Annotated in this window: 14 protein-coding genes; 8 read left to right on the top strand and 6 right to left on the bottom strand. The window is 69.5% G+C overall.

The window, feature by feature from the left end:
* Nucleotides 1–80: 80 nt before the first annotated feature.
* Nucleotides 81–521, top strand: a complete 441-nt coding sequence (locus FHW79_RS09940; RefSeq protein ID WP_183178748.1) for a flagellar biosynthesis repressor FlbT — start codon at nt 81–83, stop codon at nt 519–521.
* On the top strand, nt 518–6,502 hold the full coding sequence (locus tag FHW79_RS09930; protein ID WP_348984100.1) for a tetratricopeptide repeat protein: 5,985 nt from the start codon (nt 518–520) through the stop codon (nt 6,500–6,502). The genes FHW79_RS09940 and FHW79_RS09930 overlap by 4 nt, the downstream gene beginning before the upstream one ends.
* A 64-nt stretch (nt 6,503–6,566) precedes the next feature.
* On the opposite strand, the gene FHW79_RS09925 is transcribed toward FHW79_RS09930, so the two are convergent.
* A complete protein-coding gene (locus FHW79_RS09925) occupies nt 6,567–6,749 on the bottom strand; it encodes a YdcH family protein (protein ID WP_014198642.1) in 183 nt (60 codons plus the stop codon).
* Nucleotides 6,750–6,983: 234 nt separating this feature from the next.
* Nucleotides 6,984–10,544 (bottom strand): tetratricopeptide repeat protein, encoded by a 3,561-nt coding sequence (locus FHW79_RS09920; RefSeq protein ID WP_183178747.1) that lies wholly within the window; start codon nt 10,542–10,544, stop codon nt 6,984–6,986.
* 153 nt (nt 10,545–10,697) lie between these two features.
* Here FHW79_RS09920 and FHW79_RS09915 point away from each other — a divergent pair, with 153 nt between their 5' ends.
* Entirely contained in the window at nt 10,698–11,987 is a 1,290-nt protein-coding gene (locus FHW79_RS09915; RefSeq protein WP_183178746.1) for a methyltransferase, read from the top strand.
* Nucleotides 11,988–12,005: 18 nt separating this feature from the next.
* Here the strand turns inward: FHW79_RS09915 and FHW79_RS09910 are convergent, their stop codons facing one another.
* The 3 genes from FHW79_RS09910 to FHW79_RS09900 form a co-directional block, all read right to left on the bottom strand.
* On the bottom strand, nt 12,006–13,391 hold the full coding sequence (locus FHW79_RS09910; RefSeq protein WP_183178745.1) for a hypothetical protein: 1,386 nt from the start codon (nt 13,389–13,391) through the stop codon (nt 12,006–12,008).
* Nucleotides 13,392–13,414: 23 nt separating this feature from the next.
* Nucleotides 13,415–13,963 (bottom strand): BON domain-containing protein, encoded by a 549-nt coding sequence (locus FHW79_RS09905; RefSeq protein ID WP_247884255.1) that lies wholly within the window; start codon nt 13,961–13,963, stop codon nt 13,415–13,417.
* A 201-nt stretch (nt 13,964–14,164) separates the two neighbouring features.
* Nucleotides 14,165–14,962 (bottom strand): N-acetylmuramoyl-L-alanine amidase, encoded by a 798-nt coding sequence (locus FHW79_RS09900; protein WP_183178743.1) that lies wholly within the window; start codon nt 14,960–14,962, stop codon nt 14,165–14,167.
* A 307-nt stretch (nt 14,963–15,269) separates the two neighbouring features.
* Here FHW79_RS09900 and FHW79_RS09895 point away from each other — a divergent pair, with 307 nt between their 5' ends.
* The 4 genes from FHW79_RS09895 (at nt 15,270) to FHW79_RS09880 (ending at nt 17,710) form a co-directional block, all read left to right on the top strand.
* The gene (locus FHW79_RS09895; RefSeq protein ID WP_162473411.1) at nt 15,270–15,422 is read left to right on the top strand and encodes a hypothetical protein; all 153 of its coding nucleotides are present in this window, start codon (nt 15,270–15,272) and stop codon (nt 15,420–15,422) included.
* 428 nt (nt 15,423–15,850) lie between these two features.
* Nucleotides 15,851–16,594 carry a MotA/TolQ/ExbB proton channel family protein gene (locus FHW79_RS32605; RefSeq protein WP_247884254.1) on the top strand — a complete coding sequence of 248 codons (744 nt, stop codon included), beginning with the start codon at nt 15,851–15,853 and terminating at the stop codon, nt 16,592–16,594.
* Nucleotides 16,581–17,192, top strand: coding sequence for a hypothetical protein (locus tag FHW79_RS09885; protein WP_183178742.1), 612 nt, complete (start codon nt 16,581–16,583; stop codon nt 17,190–17,192). Before FHW79_RS32605 ends, FHW79_RS09885 begins: the two co-directional genes overlap by 14 nt.
* Nucleotides 17,189–17,710, top strand: coding sequence for a hypothetical protein (locus tag FHW79_RS09880; protein WP_183178741.1), 522 nt, complete (start codon nt 17,189–17,191; stop codon nt 17,708–17,710). The genes FHW79_RS09885 and FHW79_RS09880 overlap by 4 nt, the downstream gene beginning before the upstream one ends.
* Before the next feature lie 44 nt (nt 17,711–17,754).
* Here FHW79_RS09880 and FHW79_RS09875 read toward each other — a convergent pair whose 3' ends face one another.
* A complete protein-coding gene (locus FHW79_RS09875; RefSeq protein WP_114860930.1) occupies nt 17,755–18,141 on the bottom strand; it encodes a hypothetical protein in 387 nt (128 codons plus the stop codon).
* 169 nt (nt 18,142–18,310) lie between these two features.
* On the opposite strand from FHW79_RS09875, the gene purU reads away from it, so the two are divergent.
* Complete coding sequence (gene purU / locus FHW79_RS09870) at nt 18,311–19,177, top strand: formyltetrahydrofolate deformylase (protein ID WP_183178740.1); 867 nt, start codon at nt 18,311–18,313, stop codon at nt 19,175–19,177.
* The last annotated feature ends 26 nt before the right edge of the window (nt 19,178–19,203 follow it).

Below are 19,203 nucleotides of genomic sequence, written 5' to 3'. Positions count from 1 at the left end.
CCCGTTTCATTTGGTGCGGCGCTTTCCGGCAATCGCATTCCGCTTCCGCGCGCCGCCGAGACAAGGACCGGGTCCGTTTCATGCCTCTGAAGTTCGTTCTCCGCCCCAATGAAAAGGTCATCATCAACGGTGCGGTCATCGGGGCCGGTGATCGTCCCGGTTCCTTCTTTCTTTACAACACCGCCAACTTCCTTCGTGGGCGAGAGGTGTTGAAAGAAGAACAGATTGATTGCATCGAGAAGAAACTCTACTTCGTCATACAGCTCATCTACATCTTCCCCGAAGACGCTGTGCTCAACCTCCAGCGCTTCGCCGCGATATTGGCCGAGACGCGCGATGCCCGTCCGGATTGCCGTGACGACCTCGAGGAGATCGAGCGGCTGGTCGAGGCCCGCAACTATTACCGCGCCTTGAAAATCTGTCGGAAAATGTTCAAGGGCGGCTCCGAGGGCTCGCCCAACACCTCCGAAGGGGCCTCCGAAGGGGCGGCGGAAAGCCCGGTTACCGATCCGGCGCCGTGAACGAAACGGCCGTTGAAGGAGGGGATGGCTGTTCGGCGGACGCGCTTCTGACCGACGCCATCGCCTTGCACCGTGCGGGCAGCCTGGATGGGGCGCGGCAACTCTACCGCCGCATCCTGTCCGCCGATCCAGCCCACGCCGATGCCCGCCACCTGTCGGGCGTCGCCGCTTATCAGGCCGGCCAGCCCGATCAGGCGGCGGCGTGCTTTCGGATGGTCCTGGCGACCGATCCGTCCTTCGCTCCGGCTTACAACGGTCTGGGTAATGTCCTCGCCGATCGGGACCAACAGGACGCAGCCGCCCGGGCCTACCACCGCGCCATCGCGCTTCAGGATGGCTATGCCGAGGCGCTCGGCAATCTCGGACTCCTTCTGCAGGGACAAGAGCGGATCGGCGACGCCATCGCGGTTTATGAAGAGGCGCTGCGCGCCGATCCCGGACGCACGACGACCCGTTTCGATCTGGCGGTTCTCTATCGCCGCCAAGGCCGTCTCGACGAGGCGGCCTTGGCCTTCTACCAGGTCGTCCAGGCGAAGCCGGATCATGCGGGGGCGTGGCGCAGTCTGGCGCTGGTCCTGCGCGTCCTGAACCATCCCGACACGGAACTGTGCCTGCGCCGTGCCCTGTCCGACGATCCGACCGACCGCGAGGTGGCGCGGGATCTGGGGACCCTGCTGAACGAGCGTGGCGCCTTCGCCGAGGCGGCGGCGGTTCTGGCTCCGGCGGTCGATGCCGACGCTGGTCGGAACGCACGGTTGCTCTTCCATCTGGGCAGCGCGCTTCAAGGGGATGGGCGGTTGGCGGAAGCGGTTGCCCGCTACCGGCACGCGCTCTCGCGGGACCCGCTTCTGGCGGGGGGGTGGAACAATCTGGGCGTGGCGCTGCTCGACCTGGGTGACCATGCCGCCGCGGTGACCGCGCTGCGGGCGTGCGTCGCGCTGCATCCCGCCGATGCCGTGGCCTTCAACAACCTGGGCACCGGCCTTGATGGCATCGATCGCCCGAAGGAGGCGGCGCGTGTCTTCCAGCGGGCCCTGGCGATTCAGCCAGCCTATGGCAAGGCCTTGAACAATCTCGGAAATTCCCGGCGGGGCGCGCGCTTGGCAGAAGCCGCCGCGGCGCTGTACCGTCGGGCGCTGATCGTTCAGCCCGACTATCCCGACAGCTACACCAACCTCGGCAACGTTCTCAAGGATTGGGATGACTGGCGGGAGGCGCTGCGCCTGCACCGGCGCGCCGTCCGCTTGGCACCGCAAAGCGCCATCGCGGTCACCACCTTCGGTCTTGCTCTGAATGTGCTGGGACGGAACGAGGAGGCGGAGGCCGCGCACCGGCGCGCCCTGTCCATCGACCCGGGGCATGCGGAAGCCTATGCCAACCTCGGCATGCTGCATTGGCAGTCGATGCGCGTGGCGAAGGCGGAGCAAGTCCTGCGCTGGGCGCTGCGCATCGACCCGACGTTGGCCGCCGCCCGGCTGAACTTCGCCTTGGTCAGCTTGGCGACAGGCAATCTGCGGGAAGGCTGGGAGGCCTATCGGGACCGCTTCAAAGCCAAGGAGCATCCGGAGCGCACCATCGCGGCGCCGCTCTGGCGGGACGACGGAGCGGTCGTTCGCCGTCTTCTGGTCTGGCGCGAGCAGGGGGTGGGGGACGAACTGATGTTTGCGTCCTGCTATCCCGCCCTGGCGGATCGCGCGGCGGCGGGCCGGATCGGTCAGGTAATCCTGGAGTGCGACCATCGGCTGGTCAGCCTGTTCAGCCGCTCCTTTCCCTGGGCCACCGTCCGTGCGGAAACCGCAACTCCCGACGGAACCGAGACCTTGGTCCCTCCGGACTGCGACGCCCAGATCGCCGCCGGGGCTCTTCCGCGCCTCCTGCGGCCGGATCTGGCGAGTTTCCCGCCCCATTCCTGGCTGGTGCCCGACCCGGAACGCCTCGCCGTCTGGCGGGACCGGCTGGCCGCCCTCGGGGCGGGCCTGACGATCGGCATCGCCTGGCGCAGCCAGTTGATGACGACCGAACGAAAGGCCGCCTACATCACCCTGGGCGCCTTCGCACCGCTGTTCACCATCCCCGGAGTGCGTCTCGTCAATCTCCAGTACGGCGATTGCGAGGCGGAGATCGCGGCGGCAGAGGCGCGTTTCGGCGTGACCATCCATCGCTGGCGCGACCTGAACCTCAAGGATGATTTCGAGGGTGCCGCCGCCCTGACCGCCGCGCTCGATCTGGTCATCGCGCCCGCCGTGTCCACCGGCGAGTTGGCCGGAGCGCTGGGCGTGCCGGTATGGCGCATCGGCGCCCGCGATTGGACCCAGATCGGCACCAGTGTCCGCCCTTGGTACCCAACGATGCGTCTGTTCCAGCCTCGTCCCGGCGAGGCGCTGGAGTCCGTCGTGGCGCGCATCGCGCAAACCCTGCGCGATCTGGCGCGGCCGGTCCGAGCCGAGCCGAGCCGTCCACCCATGGCGCCCGTCGATGTCGCACCTCTGATCGGCGAGGCCATCGCGCGCTACCGCGCCGGGGCGCTGAGGGAAGCGGACATCACTTGCCGGACGGCCCTGGCCGCCGCCCCGGAGCATCCGGTGGCCCTTCATCTCCTGGGCATTCTGCGGCTTCGGCAGGGCGACGCAGGGGCAGCGGCGGCCACTCTGTCCCTTGCGGTCAAGGCCGATCCCGGCAATGCCGCCGCGCACGCCGCCTTGGCCGATGCCTGCCGGGCGACGGGCCGGCAGGACGCGGCTTTGGCAGCTCAACGCAACGCCGTCCTGCTCTGTCCGGACGGAGCGGAGCATTGGCTCAACCGTGCCGCCATCCTGCGGGGGAGGGGCGAGGCGGAGGAAGCGGAAGCCTGCGCGCGCCGCGCCCTGAGGATTCGCCCGTCACTCGGCCTCGCGCATGTCCATCTGGGGCACCTGCTCTCCGAGCGCGAGGACCGGGCGGGAGCCGAGCGGAGCCACCGGCGGGCGCTCGCCCTGACGCCGGCGGAGGTGGACGCCCTGGTGGCTCTCGGTGCGCTCCGTCTGACCGCAGACCAGCCCACCGAGGCGGAGCGGCTGCTCCGCCGCGCCACCACGATTGCGCCCGAATCCGCCGCCGCCTGGAGCCACCGGGGCAGCGCGCTCGACCGGCTCGGCCGCGTCGACGAGGCCTTCGCCTGCCACCGCCGCGCCGTCGACCGCGCGCCGGAGATGGCGGAGGCCCAGGCGAATCTCGCCATGCACTGGTCGCGGCGCCAGCGGCCGGTGGAGGCGATCGCGGCCTATCGCCAAGCGATCCGGTGCAATCCGGCGCTGCCGACCGCTCATTACAACCTGTCGCTCCTGCTGCTTGAGCAGGGCGAGCTTCGCTCCGGATGGGCGGAGCATGACTGGCGGTTCGACACCCCCCAATTCCGTGACCAGAAGCGGCGCTTCGCCGCCCGGCCCTGGCGCGGCGAGAACATCTCCTCCGCCCGCCTGCTGGTCTGGCGGGAGCAAGGGGTGGGCGACGAGATCCTGTTCGCCTCCTGCTATCCCGACCTGCTGCGCCGCGCCGGTCATGTGGTGATTGAATGTGACCGTCGTCTGGTGTCGTTGCTCGCCCGCTCGCTCCCCGGCGCCACGGTCCGTCCGCCGACGGTGGTGGCGCATGACGTGGACGTGCAGGTTGCCGCCGCGTCGCTGCCGCGGTTGCTGCGGTCGGACTTGAAGCGCTTCCCGGCCCAGCCCTGGCTGGTGCCCGAACCCGGACGCCTGGAGCGCTGGCGGAACCGGCTGGCCGCTTTGGGGCCGGGGCTCAAGGTCGGCATCGCGTGGCGCAGCCAAGTCATGGATGGCGAGCGCCGGGCCGCCTACGTCACGCTGGATGCCTTCGCGCCGCTGTTCGCGCTGGCGGGAGTGGTTTTCATCAACCTTCAATACGGGGATTGCGCGGCGGAGGTCGCCGCGGCGGAGGCGCGGTTCGGCGTGACCATCCATCGCTGGGACGACCTGGATCTGAAGGACGATTTCGAAGGCGCGGCGGCCCTGACCGCCAATCTGGATCTGGTCCTCACGCCCGCCGTCTCCTCCGGCGAACTGGCCGGCGCCCTGGGCGTGCCCATGTGGCGGTTCGGGCACCGCGACTGGACGCAACTCGGCACCGGCGCCCGTCCGTGGTTCCCGTCGATGCGCCTCTTCCAGCCGCGCCCCGGCGAAGGGCTGGACGCGGTCATGGGCCGGATGGCGAACGCGCTGCGTCGGCTCATGCCCACGGATGACGACCCACCGCCCGGTGGCTTGCCGCAGGACGTTCCGGACGATCCGGACGCGCTGTTGGAGACAGCCGTCGCCCATCATCGGGACGGCCGGCTGGCCGAGGCGGCCCCCCTGTACGAGCGTGTTCTGAAAGTCCGGACGGACCATCCGGTCGCCCTTCACCTGTCGGGATTGCTGGCGCATCAAACCGGCGATTCCGCCGCAGGGGCCGCGCGAATCGCCCGCTCCCTGGACGCGCTGCCCGCTTACGGCGCCGCCCAGGCGAGCCTGGGAACCGTGCTGCTGGCTCTCGGCCGTGCGCCGGAGGCGGTGCGCCGCTTCCGTCTCGCTCTCGCCTTGCAGCCGGTTGCCGCGGCGGCGCTGACCAACCTCGGCAACGCGCTGGAGGCGGCGCACGACCTGACCGCCGCCGCCGAGGCCCACCGCCGGGCGACCTTGGCCGAGCCCGCGCTGGCGGAGGCGCACGACAATTGGGGCGCGGTGCTGACCCGGCTCGGCGCGCTGGAGGCGGCTGAAGAGCGCCATCGCCACGCTTTGCGCCTAGCCCCGGACCGCGAGGACGGATGGCTGAATCTGGCGGTGGTGCTGCGCCGGGCGGGGCGGTTCGATGAAGCAAGGCGGGCTCTGGCGCTCGCGCTGGCCCTGGCGCCGGCGCAAGGGGATGTGCTGGCCAATCTGGGACGGCTGCTGCGCGACCGGGGCGAGACCGCGGCGGCGGAGTGCCGGTGCCGCCGCGCTCTGGCGGTGGAACCTGGACACCCGGCGGCCGCCTTCAACCTCGGTCTTCTGGACCTCGCCCGCGGCAGACTGGAGTCGGGTTGGCTTGGCTATGATGCCCGCTTCCGCGCCCGCGAACTGTCCGGTGCCGCCCGCGCCGTCGCCGTCCCCGCCTGGGAAGGGGAGGACCCCGCCGGCCTGCGCCTTCTGGTCTGGGCGGAGCAGGGAATCGGGGACGAGATCCTGTTCGCGGGCTGCCTGGATGAACTGATCGCGCGGGCCGCCGCCGTGGTGGTGGAGTGTGACCGGCGGCTGGTGGCCCTGTTCGCGCGGTCCTTGCCCAGGGCGGAGTGGCGTCCGGCCCCGGCGAACCCCGAAGCGCCCTGCGCCGGAATCGACCGCCATGTCGCGATGGGATCGTTGCCGCGCTGGCTGCGGCCCCGCTTCGACCGCTTTCCATCGCGCCCGTCCTTCCTGGTCGCCGACCCGGAGCGGGTCGTCCAGTGGCGGGAGCGGGTGGACGCGCTCGGCCCCGGCCTGAAGGTGGGGATCGCTTGGCGCAGCGGGCTGATGACCGCGGAGCGCCGCGGGGCCTATGCGCCGCTGGATGCCTGGGCACCGGTCTTCGCGGTGCCGGGGGTGGTCTTCATCACCCTGCAATACGGCGATTGCGACGCCGAAATCGCCGAGGCGGAGCGCCGGCTCAGGGTGACCATCCACCGCCCGGACGATCTGGACCTCAAGGACGATCTGGACGGTGTGGCGGCCCTGATGACCGCGCTCGACCTCGTCGTCACACCGGCGAGTTCGGTGGGGGAGTTGGCGGGGGCGCTGGGCGTGCCGGTCTGGCGGTTCGGGCCGCAGGGGGATTGGACGGCGCTCGGCACCGGGGCGCGGCCCTGGTTCCCGAGCATGGCGTTGATTTCTGCGCCGCCGGGGGAGCCAGCGTCCGGCGCCCTGCCGACGATCGCGCGCCGTTTGGCCGCGCTTCGCGCCGCGGCGGAACCCGGTCGCGCAAACGGCGGATAAAGAAAGCCGGGAGCGAACCGTCCGTCGCTCCCGGCTTTACGAATCGGATCGATCCGGAAGGGTGCTAATTCACCCTGTGACTGGTTCTGGCCAAACGATCAATTTCTTCCTTGAGGTGGAGCTTCTCAAGCTTCATCCGCTTGATGGCACTTTCGTCAGGCCACGAACGCTTCTCCTCGTCGAGGATGGCGCGGTCGAGACGCAGGTGCTTTTCCTGCAGGGAAGATAGGCGAGCATCAGTGTGCATGGGCTGCTCTCCGTCAGATCGAACCGGCTCCTGCCAAGTCCGGCAGGCCGGAAACCATAGTGTTTACCCATCCGTGCCGCCAAACAACCCCAAACTTTTGTCCTAGTACTCCAATGACGAGGTGTGTCCGCCCCTTACGATGGGGGGTAGGACGATCCGCCGCATAGACCTCCCCCTTGCCATTCGTTGCGGGATTATACCGAAAGATTGAGCATTCTTGCTCAGTCGTACCTCTTAAAGGATATGGCCGGGCGCCATTCGGGTCAGCATCCGGGCGACCCGACGGATCATGTCGGCGGAGGCCTCGCCAGGCTGTGGGGCGATCAGCCTTTGGGTGGGAAACCAGGGCCGGACGCCGCTGCCCATCCAAGTCCAGTCCCGGCCGCCCAGCCGCCAGACCGGCACGCCCAGGGCGCCCGCCAGTTCTCCGGCGGCTGTGGCGGGCAGGATGACGAGGTCGAGCGCCGCCATCAGGGCAGCGACCCCTTCCAGGTCGTTCTTGAGGTCCAAATCGTCCCAGCGATGGACGCGCCGCACGCCGTCCGGCTCGATGGAGGCCAGTTCGGCGGCGCAATCGCCATATTGCAGGTTCACGACCCGGACACTCGGCACCTCCAGCAACGGCAGCCAGTCGGTGATGCGGGTGTAGGCGCCCTCACGGTGAGCCGTGATGATCTGGCTGCGCCAGCTGATGCCCACCTTCAGGCCGGGGCCGAGCGCGTCCACCCGCTCCCGCCAGAGGGCGGCCCGCTCCGTATCGGGCTGCAGGAAGGCCGGACGGGCGGGGAAGCGCTCCAGCCGGTCGCGCCGCAGGGCGGGCAGGGAGCCGGCGGCGATCTGCAGGTCGCAATCGGGCGGATCGAATTGTTCCCACCCATCGGCGGTGACGGATTCCGCCCGCACGATCGCCCAGGGGAAGGCGCGGGCGTACAGGGTCACCAGCCGCGGGTCGCATTCCAGCACCACGGTTCCGCCGCTGTCCTTCAGGTCGCCGAAAACGGAAGCGAAAAGGATCTCGTCGCCCAGCCCCTGCTCCGGCCAGACCAGCAGGCGGCGCCCGCGCAGAGGCTCGCCGTTCCACATGGGCAGCGCGATGCGGCGCGCCCGCTGAAGCTGGCGGGCGGAGAAACGCCGCCCGTAGCCGGCCCAGCCGGTGATCAGGTCGCCGTCCGCCAGAGCCAGCAGCCCAAGGTTCCAGGCGGCAAGGGCCAGCCCGGGGGCCACCCGCAGGGCACGGTCGAGGAAGTGCCGGCAGAGGGCCGGCCGGTTCGCCATCTTGGCAAGGGTGCCCAGGTTGTTCAGAGTGTCGGCGGAGTCCGGCCGCAGGGTCAGCGCGCGCCAGTAATGAACCTCGGCGGCGTCGAAGCGGCCTTCCACCTCGCAGGCGAAGCCCAGGTTGGTGTGGGCCGCCGGGTTGGCCGGTGCGATAAGGATGGACCGGCGGTGCCAGCGCTTGGCCTCGGCCAACCGGTCCGGCCGGTTCAGGCTCAGCCCCAGGTGGGTCATCGCCTCGGGGAAGTCCGGGCGCAGGGCGATCGCCCGGCGGAAACAGGCGAGGGCGTGCTCCGGGCGGTCCAGCGACTGCTGGACAAGGCCCAGATGGTTCCAGGCGGTGGGGAAATCCGGATCGGTCCGGAGCGCCGCCGTGATGTGGCGCTCCGCCTCCGCGTGATGGCCCGCCTGATGCTGGGTCAGGCCGAGGAGATGAAGCGCGTCGCTGTGGCGTGGTGCCAGATCGAGCACCGAGCGATAGGCCGCCATGGCGGCGTCCAACTGTCCGGACCGGTGCAGGGCGATGGCGTCGTTCAGAATGGCTTCCGGATCGGCGGGAAGGGGCACCCGCGGGGGAGCGGCCAAGCGGACCTGAGCCGGCCGCATCGCGGCAAGGCGGCGCGCCATGTTGGAGAGGACATCGTCGAAGGTTTCGCCGGGGTGCGGTTGGAACAGGCGCATGGTCGGGAACCAGGGGCGAATGCCGGTGCCGAGTTGGGTCCAGTCGCGGTGCCCGAACCGCCACACCGGCACGCCCAGGGCGCCGGCCAGTTCGCCCGCCGCCATCGCCGGGGCGATGACGAGATCCAGATTGGACGTCAGGGCCGCCGCGGCTTCGAAATCATCCTTCAGATCCAGGTCGTCCCAGCGATGGATGGTCACGCCGAACCGCGCCTCCGCCGCGGCGATCTCCGCCGCGCAATCTCCATATTGCAGATTGACGAACACCAACCCCGGCAGGGCGAACAGCGGCGCCCACTGGTCCAGTGTGGTGTAGGCGCCCTTGTGCTCGAGCGTGACCAGCTGGCTGCGCCACGCGATGCCGACCTTCAGGCCCGGACCCAGCGCGTCCAGCCGCTCCCGCCACAGGGCGGTGCGGGCTGGATCGGGCTTCAGCCAGGGCGTGAATTGGTCGAAAGACTCCAGCGATCCCCGCAGCAGGGCGGGCAAGCTGCCCGCCGGCAGCTGGAGATCGGCGTCCGGGGGGACCACCGTCTCCCGCCCGTCGGCGTCCAGCGTTTCCGCCCGCACCGTCGCGCGCGGGAAGGAGCGGGCGAACAGGCTTACAAGCCGCGGGTCGGCCTCGATGGTCACCGGCCCGCCGCCCCAGGCGATCACGTCGTTGTAGCAGGAGGCGAACAGGATCTCGTCCCCGACCCCTTGCTCCCGCCAGACCAACAGGCGGCGCCGGCGCAGCCCCTCGCCCCGCCATCGGGGCGCGTCGATCCGCCGGTCGGGCCGGACCCGTCCGGCGGCGAAGCGCCGCTCGTGGCCTTCCCAGCCGCGCTCCAGCCGCCCGTGCAGAAGAGCGATGATGGCGAGGTCGTCGCTGGCGGCGGCGAGGTTCGGGGCGTGGGCCAGCGCCTCCTCATAGCAGGCTTCCGCCTTGGCGTACCGCCCCTGCGCCTGAAGCGCCTTGCCGAGGTGGTGGATGGCCTCGACGGCGTGCGGATTCCGGCTCAGCGCCTTGCGGAAGCACCACTCGGCCTGGGTGGGGCGTCCCAGCTTGAGAAGCACGCTGCCCAGATCGTTCAGCGTCACCGGGTTGTCGGGCGCGCGCTTCAGTGCCTCGCGGTAGGCGATTTCCGCGCTCTCGTAGGCGCCTTTGCGCTGCAGGGCGGCGCCGAGCGTATGATGGGCCTTCGCGTCGTCCGGCCGCAGGCGCAACGCGGCACGGGCCTGGGCCAGCGCCTCGTCCAGCCGCCCGGCGGTGGACAGCGCGTCGCTGAGGTTGATGTGGGCCTCGACCATCGCGGGCGTGAGCACCGTGGCGCGGGCGAAGGCGCGCAGGGCGTCGGCGAGGCGGTTCTGGGCGCGGAGCGCGCCGCCGAGATTGCACCAGGCCTTCGCGTAGCCCGGATCGAGCTCCACCGCCGCCGTGAATGCCAGCGCCGCCAGACCCGGCAGCGCCTGCGCCTGGAAGGCATTGCCCAGATTGTGGCGCGGCCGGGCCGCCAGCGGGTTCAGCGCGGCGGCCACGCGGTGCGCGTCCGCCGCCTCGGCGTGACGGTCCAGAGCGGCGAGCGCGCTTCCCAGATTGTCGTGGTAGTCGGCGACGCCGGCGGCCTGCCGGATGGCCTCTTCGATCAGCTCGACAGCGGGGCCGGGATGCCCGGCCTGGAGCGCCAGCACGCCCAGAAGGTGCAGCGCGTCGGGGTGGCTCGGGTCGGCCGCGAGTACGGCGCGGTAGTCGCGTTCCGCATCGGCCAGCCGCCCCGCCCGATGGTGGGCGACGGCACGGCCGAGACGGGCGGAGAGGTCGTCCGGTGAGGTCGGCGAAGCCTGATCGGGGCGCTGGTTCATTGGGGGTCGCCTTTTCCGTCTGCCCGATCCGGCCCCGGGTCGCGGGGCATTCCGCCGGTCTGTTGCCGCCGGTCTGTTGCCGGAAGGGAGTGCCATGTTCACTGGTTCCCGGTAAAGATGCTGTTAGCCCATGCCCCATTCAGGAGCTGTTCCGTGTCCGAGCCGAGCGATCCGCCCCGCCCCCCGCCGTCGCGTCCGGGTCTGCTCGCCCGTGGCATGGGGAGGCTGGGTGGATTGGCCGCTCAGGCCATGCGCCTCTACGCCGAGGCCAACGCCCTGGCCGCGAACGGGCTGGCCGCGGAGGCGGAGGCCGCCTACCGCCGCACGCTCGGATTGAACCCGCGCTTTGCGGAGGCGCACAACAACCTGGGCAACGTGCTGCGTGCCCTGGGCCGCGCGGAGGAGGCGGTGGTGGCCTACCGTGAGGCGCTGGCCTGCGGCCTCGACCATCCACTGGTCCACTACAATCTGGCCTCGGCCCTGAAGGCAGCGGGCGACGCTGGGCCGGCGGAGCGGCATTTCCGCCGGGCGCTGGTCGAGGAGCCGGCCTATGCGGAAGCCTTCAACAACTTCGCCAACCTGCTGCGCGACGGCGACCGGCTGACCGAGTCCGCCACGGCCTACCGCCGCGCGCTGGCCTTGCGGCCCGGCTGGGATGAGGCGCACGACAACCTGTCCGGCGCCCTCTACCTGCTTCACGAGGCGGGACGGCATGAGGAGGCGGCGTGCTTCGCCCGGCTCTGGCTGCGCGATCATCCCGGCCATCCGGTGGCCCGCCACATCGGCGCCGCCGTCGCCGGGCTGGACGCCGGGGAACGGGCGTCCGACGCCTATGTCCGGCAGGTGTTCGACCTGTTCGCCGGGGAGTTCGACGACAAGCTGCTCGGCGAGCTGGGCTACCGCGCGCCGACGCTGCTCGCCGCGGCCTTGGCCGACGCCGGGATCGCCGCGGACGGGACGCTGGAGGTTCTGGACGCCGGTTGCGGCACCGGCCTGTGCGGTCCCTTCCTGCGCGGGACGGCGCGGAGTCTGGTCGGGGTGGACCTGTCCCCGGGCATGTTGGAGCGCGCCGCCGCCCGCGGCCTGTACGACGCGCTGGAGGAGGCCGAACTCGGCGCCTTCCTGGAGGCCCGACCGGCGGCCTTCGACCTGATCGCGGCCGCCGACGTGCTGTGCTATTTCGGCGCGCTGGACAGGGTGCTGGCGCGGGCCGCCGCGGCGTTGCGGCCCGGCGGGCGGCTGGCCTTCACGGTGGAGCGGCTGGGGGACGGTGGTGCGCCCTGGCGGGTTGGTCCGCACGGCCGCTACGCCCATACGGAGGGCCATGTGCGGGACGGCCTGACCGCGGCGGGGCTGACCGTCCTGCGCCTCGCCCCGGATACCCTGCGCCACGAGAGCGGCGCGCCGGTGGCCGGGCTGGTGGTGCTGGCGGCGCGGCCCTGACGGGGCCGCCAGCCAGCCTCAGTCAAGCATGGGCAGGCCGGTCTCGATCCGCACCAGGGCGGCGAGCAGGGGAGCGCCGATGTCGCGGCGGACGAAGTTGCTCGCCCGGTCGGCGGCGTTGAGCGAGCCCTGGAAGCTTTTGCGCCAGCGGTCGTCGCCGTACATCACCTTCTCCGCCTTGGCCTTCTGGGCGAGCAGGCCGGGGCGGCGGCCGGCGGAATCGTCCACCAGACGGGTCAGCCGCTTCATCAGCTCGTTGGCGCTGGTCGGGTCGCCGCGCTTCAGCGCCGCCTCGATCAGCTCGGCCAGTGCCTCGCCGCGGATGTCGAGGTCCTGCACCTGCTCGGCGTAGGACAGCGCCACCGAGGCGTCGGAGCGGCGGGCGATGCGGCCCAGCACCGCCGGGATCGTCCAGGGATTCTCGTCCTGCACCGTGCGCAGCAGGCCCAAGGCCAGATTGGTGTCGCCCAGCTCCGCCGCGGCGACGGCCAGCTCCGGCGGGCAGCAGTCCGTCTTGGTCTCGCGGAACTTGGAGAACTGCGTCTCCACCGTGTTCAGGAACAGCGTGCGGGCCGCGCCTTCCTTGCCGGCGCGCAGCAGCGTCTGGGCGACCAGACCGAGTTCCCAGCTGCAGTTGCGGGCGGTGGCGTAGGCTTTGGCCTCATCGGCGAGCTGGCCGGCCAGCGCCATGTCGCCGCGCCACGCCGCCGCTTTGGCGATGTCGGCGAGGTTGTAGATGCGGGTCGAGCATTCCGGGATCTGCCGGGTGATGTCGAGCGCGAGCTGGTTCTGCCCCATCAGGGCGAGGGCGCGGGCGACGAACAGGTCCTGGCCGGCTCCGTCGGCCGCCGCCCCGCGGCGCACCGCGCTGACGAAGGGGGCGATGATCTCCTTGGCGCGCGCGGTGTCGCCGATGGTGTTGTAGGCGACGGCCAGCGACAGCCAGTCCCAGCGGGCGGCGGTGATCGGCGTCTCCACCGGGGGCAGCATCTCAGCCACCCGGTGCAGGAAGCACAGCGAGGTCATCGGCTCGTTGCACACCAGCGAGCGGATGCGCGAGCGGAACTCGAAGAAGTCGAAGTCGCCGACGAACTGGTTGGTGACGAGCTGGACGGCCAGCGCGCTGTCCGGATACTTGACGACGATCTCGTTCAGCAGCCGGTCCGCCTCCTTCAGGAAGCGGCTTTCCTCGGCGATGTCGTAGGTGTTGTCCGCCTGCCGGATCATCTGCATCGCCTGGACGAACAGGCGGTTGGCCGGACCCTGGTCGGGTTGCGGCTGCTGCTGCGCCATCGCCGGGGTGCCGGCGGCCCCCACCGCCACGGTGAACGCCGCCAGCGCCATGAGCAGGCTCATGGCGGCGGAGGCGGCAAGACGACGGGCGGGGGCGGGCAGGATGGCCATGGCGGTGCGGAGACCCTGGTGCGCTAGAGGACGCGGGCGTAATTGACGACACGCTGGACGTTCGGCAGCGTGCGGGCGTGCTCGATCACGCGGTCGAGCTCGCCCTGGTGGGTGGCCAGACCCATGAGATAGACGACGCCGTTGACGGTATCGATGCTGAAATTCTGGCTATGAATTTGTGAATCGAAGGTCAGCTTGGTGCGCAGCTGCGTGGTGATCCAGGTGTCGCGGGCGCTGTCCATGATGCCCGAGTCGGTGTCCACCTGGATCTCGTTGATGACTTCCTTGACGCCCTCCACCTGCCAGCACAGGCGCACGGCGTCGAGGCGCATCTGGGCGTCGGTGGCGCGTCCGGTCAGCAGCACGCGGCCCTGGTCGACCGTCAGGCCGATGCGGCTGTGCATTTCCAGCGAATGCTGGAACCACAGATGGTTGATGCGGGCCTTGATCTCGGTGTCCGAGGCGAAGCCGGACAGGCCCCGGTGCTCGCTGGCCGCGACGACGGCGGTGCCCCCGGCGGCGCCCAGCACGACGGGCGCGCAGCCAGACTCAAGACCCGCGACAGCGGCCATCCCGACCAGCGCCCAAAGGCGGCCAAACCCCGACACGCTCTGCCTCCGATCCCCGGCCCGCCGAAAGAACGGGCGGGCGGAAAAAGTCATGCCGCAGGTGCGTTGGCAATGGGGAATCTTGGGGGTGTCAGGCTTCATCGTGGTTTTGTCCCGGGGTGATGCACGAATGTTTCACTCGCTGCGAGCGCGAAGGAATCCGGGCTAGGCGAAGGGCGCGCGCGTCACCAGCCCGGCGATTTCGCGCGCGAGAACGCGGGCGATCTTCTGCCGCGCCTTGGGGTCGCGCAGGATCGCCTCGTCCTTCGGATTCGACAGGAAGCCGGTCTCCAGCAGAACGGACGGGATGTCCGGCGCCTTGAGCACCGCGAAGTTGGCCGAGCGCATCGGGTTGTCCAGCAGCAGCATATCCTTCCCCGCCCCCTTCACGATCGCGTGCCGGGCCACCAGCGCCGCGTGCTTGGTGTGGCGCGCCGTCAGGTCGAGCAGGATCTCCTTCACGGCCTTCTTGGCGTCCTTCACGTCGACGCCACCCAGCCGGTCCACCGCGTTCTCCTTGTGCGCCAGCGCCGCGGCGAAGGAGTCGGAGCTCTTCTCGGACAGGGTGTAGGCGGACAGGCCGCGGGCCTCGCGGTTGGGCGCGCTGTCGGCGTGGATGGACACGAACAGGTCGGCCCGCGCCGCGCGCGCGGCGTCCACCCGCTCGCCCAGCGCCAGGAAGCGGTCGCCGTCGCGGGTCAGAGTCACCCCCAGCTTGTGCTGCCGGGACAGCAGCCGCCCAACCTCCTGCGCGATGTGCAGGGTGATCTCTTTTTCCTGCGTGCCGCGGGCGCCGATGGCGCCCGGGTCGATGCCGCCATGGCCGGGGTCGAGCACCACCATGCGCGGCCGCGCCGCCGGGCGGGGCTTGCTCTGGGCGCCCGCGGCGTGCGGGAACAGCAAGGCGCCGGCCCCGGCGAGGGGGGCGGTCAGCGCCAACTGGAGAAGACGTCTGCGTTCCATTCGCCCCTGATTCCGCAAGGAGTTGGGGCCGCCGAAACCAAAAGTCCTGAGCGCAGTCGGAAAGGCGGCGTCCGGCCCGAACAGGCCTGAGGTTGAGCCCAAGGTGTGAGCGTTAACCAATGGGGACGCGCAAAAGGGTTGTCAAGGCCGGCCGGGTTAGCTCCGCCAATTGTCGCGGCCAAGCCATCATGGAGGGAGACGGCACCCGATGAAGATTCGACTCTTCCCAAGAATTCCTTGATGATGATGGCCGAAAGCGCTAAAATTTTAGAAATAAGCTCGGGAGGTGGCGATGTTGAGGAAAGCCTTGTTCAACATCATCCGGCAGGAGCAGCGCGAGGTCGAAGACGAACTCGAAAAGGAAGAGCGCCGCACGGCTCCCGACGTCGGCCGGGTGGTTGCGTTGCAGCGCGAAGTTACCGACCTTCGGCGCGAATTGGAACATTACCGCGACGCCTGATCGCACGAATACGAACGAATCCATCCGCAAACCCCTTTTCCGCAATGGCGGGAAAGGGGTTTTCTGTATTCGCGCGCGTTCTCGGCACCTATGGCAATGCAACACTTCAATGCTGCGACGCAGCATAACTTTGCTTATTTCATAAGCAATGAATGGGTCGGATCCTGGGCTTTGACCAGAATTTAATCACAGGGCCGACCGAAATCGTGGAACCCGTTGATCCAAAGCAATGGGGGCTGCGGCGATGCCGGACAGACTTCCGGGGTAGCCTGTTTGTCACAGGGGCGATTTATCCCATCCGGCCAAGCACATGAACAGGCCGGGGCGGCAGGCTGCGGGATTGGGCGAGACCGACGAAGTACCGCTGGCACGCCGGTTGCGGAGTGCCGCCCTGAACGCTCCCTGCTCCCTGGATGGAGGGTTGCCCGATGTCGGACGCTGTTTCGGACGCCATGGCCGAAGACGCCCAGAACGTCCCCGCTCATTCCCTCGTGCCCACCGTGCGCCGCCGCCGTGGCGGCCAGCTGACCGCCGGCCTGTCGCTGGTGTCGCAACGCTACCTGCTGCTTCTGCGTTTCGCGGTCGTCAACGCCGCCGGTCTCGCCCTTCTCGCCGCCGCCTGGGCGGAGGGGCTGATCGACCCCATCGTCGCCACCGACAGCACGCATCTGTGCTTGCTGATCTTCCTGGTCTTCCTGGCCGGAATGGGGCTGTCGGCGCAGCGCATCCTGCGCACCAGCCGCGAATTGAACCGCGCCAAGGAATTCGACCCCTCCGTCCCGTCGCGCGCCGCGCGCTATCTGGCGGAGGTGCGCGGACGGGATTCCGGGGCGCGGTCGATCGCCGCATCGTCCCTGAAGTTCAAGCTGTCGGCGCGCATCGGCACGGTGCGGCAGATTTCCTCGACCCTGGTGATCCTCGGGCTGATCGGCACCGTCATCGGCTTCATCATGGCCCTGTCGGGCGTCGATCCGGAGAAGGCCGGCGACGTCGCCGCTATCGGCCCGATGGTGTCGAAGCTGATCGAGGGTATGGCCGTCGCGCTTTACACCACGCTGGTCGGCGGCGTCCTGAACATCTGGCTGAACGTCAACATCGGCCTGCTGTCCGGCGCCACGGTGAACCTGATCACCGAGATCGTCGCCGTGGGGGAACGCCATGCAGGCCCTTGACCAGTTCGAGGAGGACGATGCCGGCACCGTCTTCCGCGACGTCATCACGCTGGCGCTCTGCGGCTTCGTGGCGGTGGTCATCCTGCTGCTTCCGCACATTCGGCCGGAGGCCAAGCAGGCCGACACGGCGGGCGTTGCGGCACCCGGCAACGTCATGATCGAGGCCCGCTGGCCCGACGAGCTGGACGCCGACGTGGACCTGTGGGTGGAGGCGCCGGGCGACGTGCCGGTCGGCTATTCCAACAAGTCGGGCGTGATCTTCAACCTGCTGCGCGACGATCTCGGCCGCAACGCCGACCCGACGAAGCTGAACTACGAGGCCAGCTACAGCCGCGGCATCCCGCCGGGCGAATACGCGGTGAACCTGCATCTCTACCGGAACAAGGCGGCGCTCTTCCCGGTGCCGGTCACCGTGGTGGTCAGCGCCAAACGGCCGGACGGCGACAACGCGCGCCAGCTCCTCGCCACCACCGTCCAGCTCGACCGGGAGGGGCAGGAGCTGACCGTCTTCCGCTTCAAGCTGACGGAGGCCGGCGAGCTGGTCGGCGACAGCGTGCACAGCCTCCACAAGCCCCTGCGCAGCGGAAGGAAATCATGACCCAACTGCTCGACTTCCAGGTCGCCGCGGTCGCCCTGGCCGCCACGCTCGCCACCATCGCCATCTGGGCGCCGCGCCGGCTGTGGGTGAAGGTGTCGGCGGTCGCCGTCTCCATCGGCTTCATGCCCGTCGCCTACGCCGGCATGGCCGACCTGCTGAGCAAGCCGAAGCCGGTCCGCATGGAATGGGCGCAGAGCGCCACCGCCCAGGCCACCATCCTGGGCGCCCAGATCAAGGAGGGGCAGGGGATCTACCTGTGGCTCCAGCTCGATGGCGGGGCCGAGCCGCGCTATTACAAGCTGGCCTGGGACCAGAAGCTGGCCGAACAGCTCCAGCAGGCGATGCGCGAGGCGGAGAGGAACCGCTCCGGCATGGCGATGACGCTGCCTTTCGAGAAGACGCTGGACCCCGACAAGCCGAAATTCTACGCCCTGCCGCAGCCCCAGCTTCCGGAGAAGAACGGCGAGGAGGGCGGGCCGGGGCCGATGGTCTACCGCCACCCCGGCATGGACGCCTGATATCCTGGCATCGACCGGGCCGTGACGCTGGGAAGGAGGCTCCCTCAGCCCAGCTTCACGTAGCCCCGCTCGATCACCCGCTCCGCCGCTTCGAAGACCGCCTGCATCTCCTCGTAGGCGCGGCGGACGCGGGCCAGCTCGTCGATGGCGGCGGCGTTGGGGTGCCGGTGATCCGCCACCTTCAGCCCGGCGCGCAGATAGTCGGCCCGCAGCTCCGCCACCCGCACGGCCATCCGCAGGAAGGAGGTCTGGTCGAGGTTGGGCAGTTCCCGTCCCATCACCTCGCAGTTCGCCTCCAGCACCGCCGCTTCCATGTTCTCCAGGAAGTGCATGATCCGGTGCCGCGAGGTGCTTTCCGCCGCTTCCGGCGTCAGCAGCTTGTCAACCTTGCCCTTGGCGTATTCGCCGATGATCTTGCCGCCCATGCCCATGGTTCGCCTCCGCGGTCGGCCCGATGCCGAAACGGCTCATCATCGCATGGGAATCCTTACCAAATGCTGCCGGAAGGGCGTTCCGGTATTCCCACATTGCACGATGCATCCCGCGGACGATCGTGCTAGGGAATCCGCCCTCGATTCCAGGTCGCAACGGTAGGCGCGCATGTCCGGCACCGCTTCTGAATACATCCTCACCGTCTCGTGCCCCGATGCCGTGGGCATCGTCTACGCCGTGTCGGGATTCCTGGCCGAGCGGTCGTGCAACATCATCGACAGCGCGCAGTTCGGCGACCGCGGGACCAATCTGTTCTTCCTGCGCATCCATTTCTCCGCCGAGGCGTCGGGGCCGTCGCAGGCGGAGCTTCAGGCGGCCTTCGCCGAGCAGGTGGCCGAGCGCTTCGGCATGACCTGGAAACTGCACGACGCCGGACGGCGCCAGCGCGTGCTGATCATGGTCTCGAAGTTCGGCCATTGCCTGAACGACCTGCTGTACCGCTACCGCACCGGCTATCTGCCGATCGAGATCCCGGCCATCGTCTCCAACCACCGCGACTTCTACCAGCTGGCGGCGTGGCACAACATCCCGTTCCATTACCTGCCGGTGACCAACGACAGCAAGGCCCAGCAGGAGGCCCGGCTGCTGGAGATCGCGGAGCAGGAAAAGATCGATCTGGTCGTGCTCGCCCGCTACATGCAGGTGCTGTCCCCGGCCCTGTGCGAGCGGATGGCCGGGCGGGTCATCAACATCCACCATTCCTTCCTGCCCAGCTTCAAGGGCGCCAAGCCGTACCACCAGGCGCACGCCCGCGGCGTGAAGCTGATCGGCGCCACCGCCCACTACGTCACCTCGAACCTGGACGAGGGTCCGATCATCGAGCAGGAGGCGGAGCGCGTCGATCACACGATGACGCCCGACGACCTGGTGGCCATCGGGCGCGACATCGAGAACATCGTGCTGGCTCGGGCGGTCCGCTATCATGTCGAACACCGCGTCCTGCTGAACGGCGGGCGCACCGTGGTGTTCAAGTAAAGCGGGCTGCTCCGCTCTTCCCTTCC

It is taken from the genome of Azospirillum sp. OGB3, from assembly GCF_014192915.1.
Taxonomy (GTDB): Bacteria; Pseudomonadota; Alphaproteobacteria; order Azospirillales; family Azospirillaceae; genus Azospirillum.
The sequence above is the reverse complement of the archived record's forward strand: the minus strand, read 5'-3'. Positions and strand labels throughout refer to the sequence as shown.

Coding starts and splice junctions, on each gene's coding strand:
- FHW79_RS09940 (WP_183178748.1), top strand. CDS start 81: ATGCCTCTGAAGTTCGTTCTCCGCCCCAATGAAAAGGTCATCATCAAC.
- FHW79_RS09925 (WP_014198642.1), bottom strand. CDS start 6,749: ATGCACACTGATGCTCGCCTATCTTCCCTGCAGGAAAAGCACCTGCGT.
- FHW79_RS09920 (WP_183178747.1), bottom strand. CDS start 10,544: ATGAACCAGCGCCCCGATCAGGCTTCGCCGACCTCACCGGACGACCTC.
- FHW79_RS09910 (WP_183178745.1), bottom strand. CDS start 13,391: ATGGCCATCCTGCCCGCCCCCGCCCGTCGTCTTGCCGCCTCCGCCGCC.
- FHW79_RS09905 (WP_247884255.1), bottom strand. CDS start 13,963: ATGGCCGCTGTCGCGGGTCTTGAGTCTGGCTGCGCGCCCGTCGTGCTG.
- FHW79_RS09900 (WP_183178743.1), bottom strand. CDS start 14,962: ATGGAACGCAGACGTCTTCTCCAGTTGGCGCTGACCGCCCCCCTCGCC.
- FHW79_RS32605 (WP_247884254.1), top strand. CDS start 15,851: ATGTCGGACGCTGTTTCGGACGCCATGGCCGAAGACGCCCAGAACGTC.
- FHW79_RS09885 (WP_183178742.1), top strand. CDS start 16,581: ATGCAGGCCCTTGACCAGTTCGAGGAGGACGATGCCGGCACCGTCTTC.
- FHW79_RS09880 (WP_183178741.1), top strand. CDS start 17,189: ATGACCCAACTGCTCGACTTCCAGGTCGCCGCGGTCGCCCTGGCCGCC.
- FHW79_RS09875 (WP_114860930.1), bottom strand. CDS start 18,141: ATGGGCATGGGCGGCAAGATCATCGGCGAATACGCCAAGGGCAAGGTT.
- purU (WP_183178740.1), top strand. CDS start 18,311: ATGTCCGGCACCGCTTCTGAATACATCCTCACCGTCTCGTGCCCCGAT.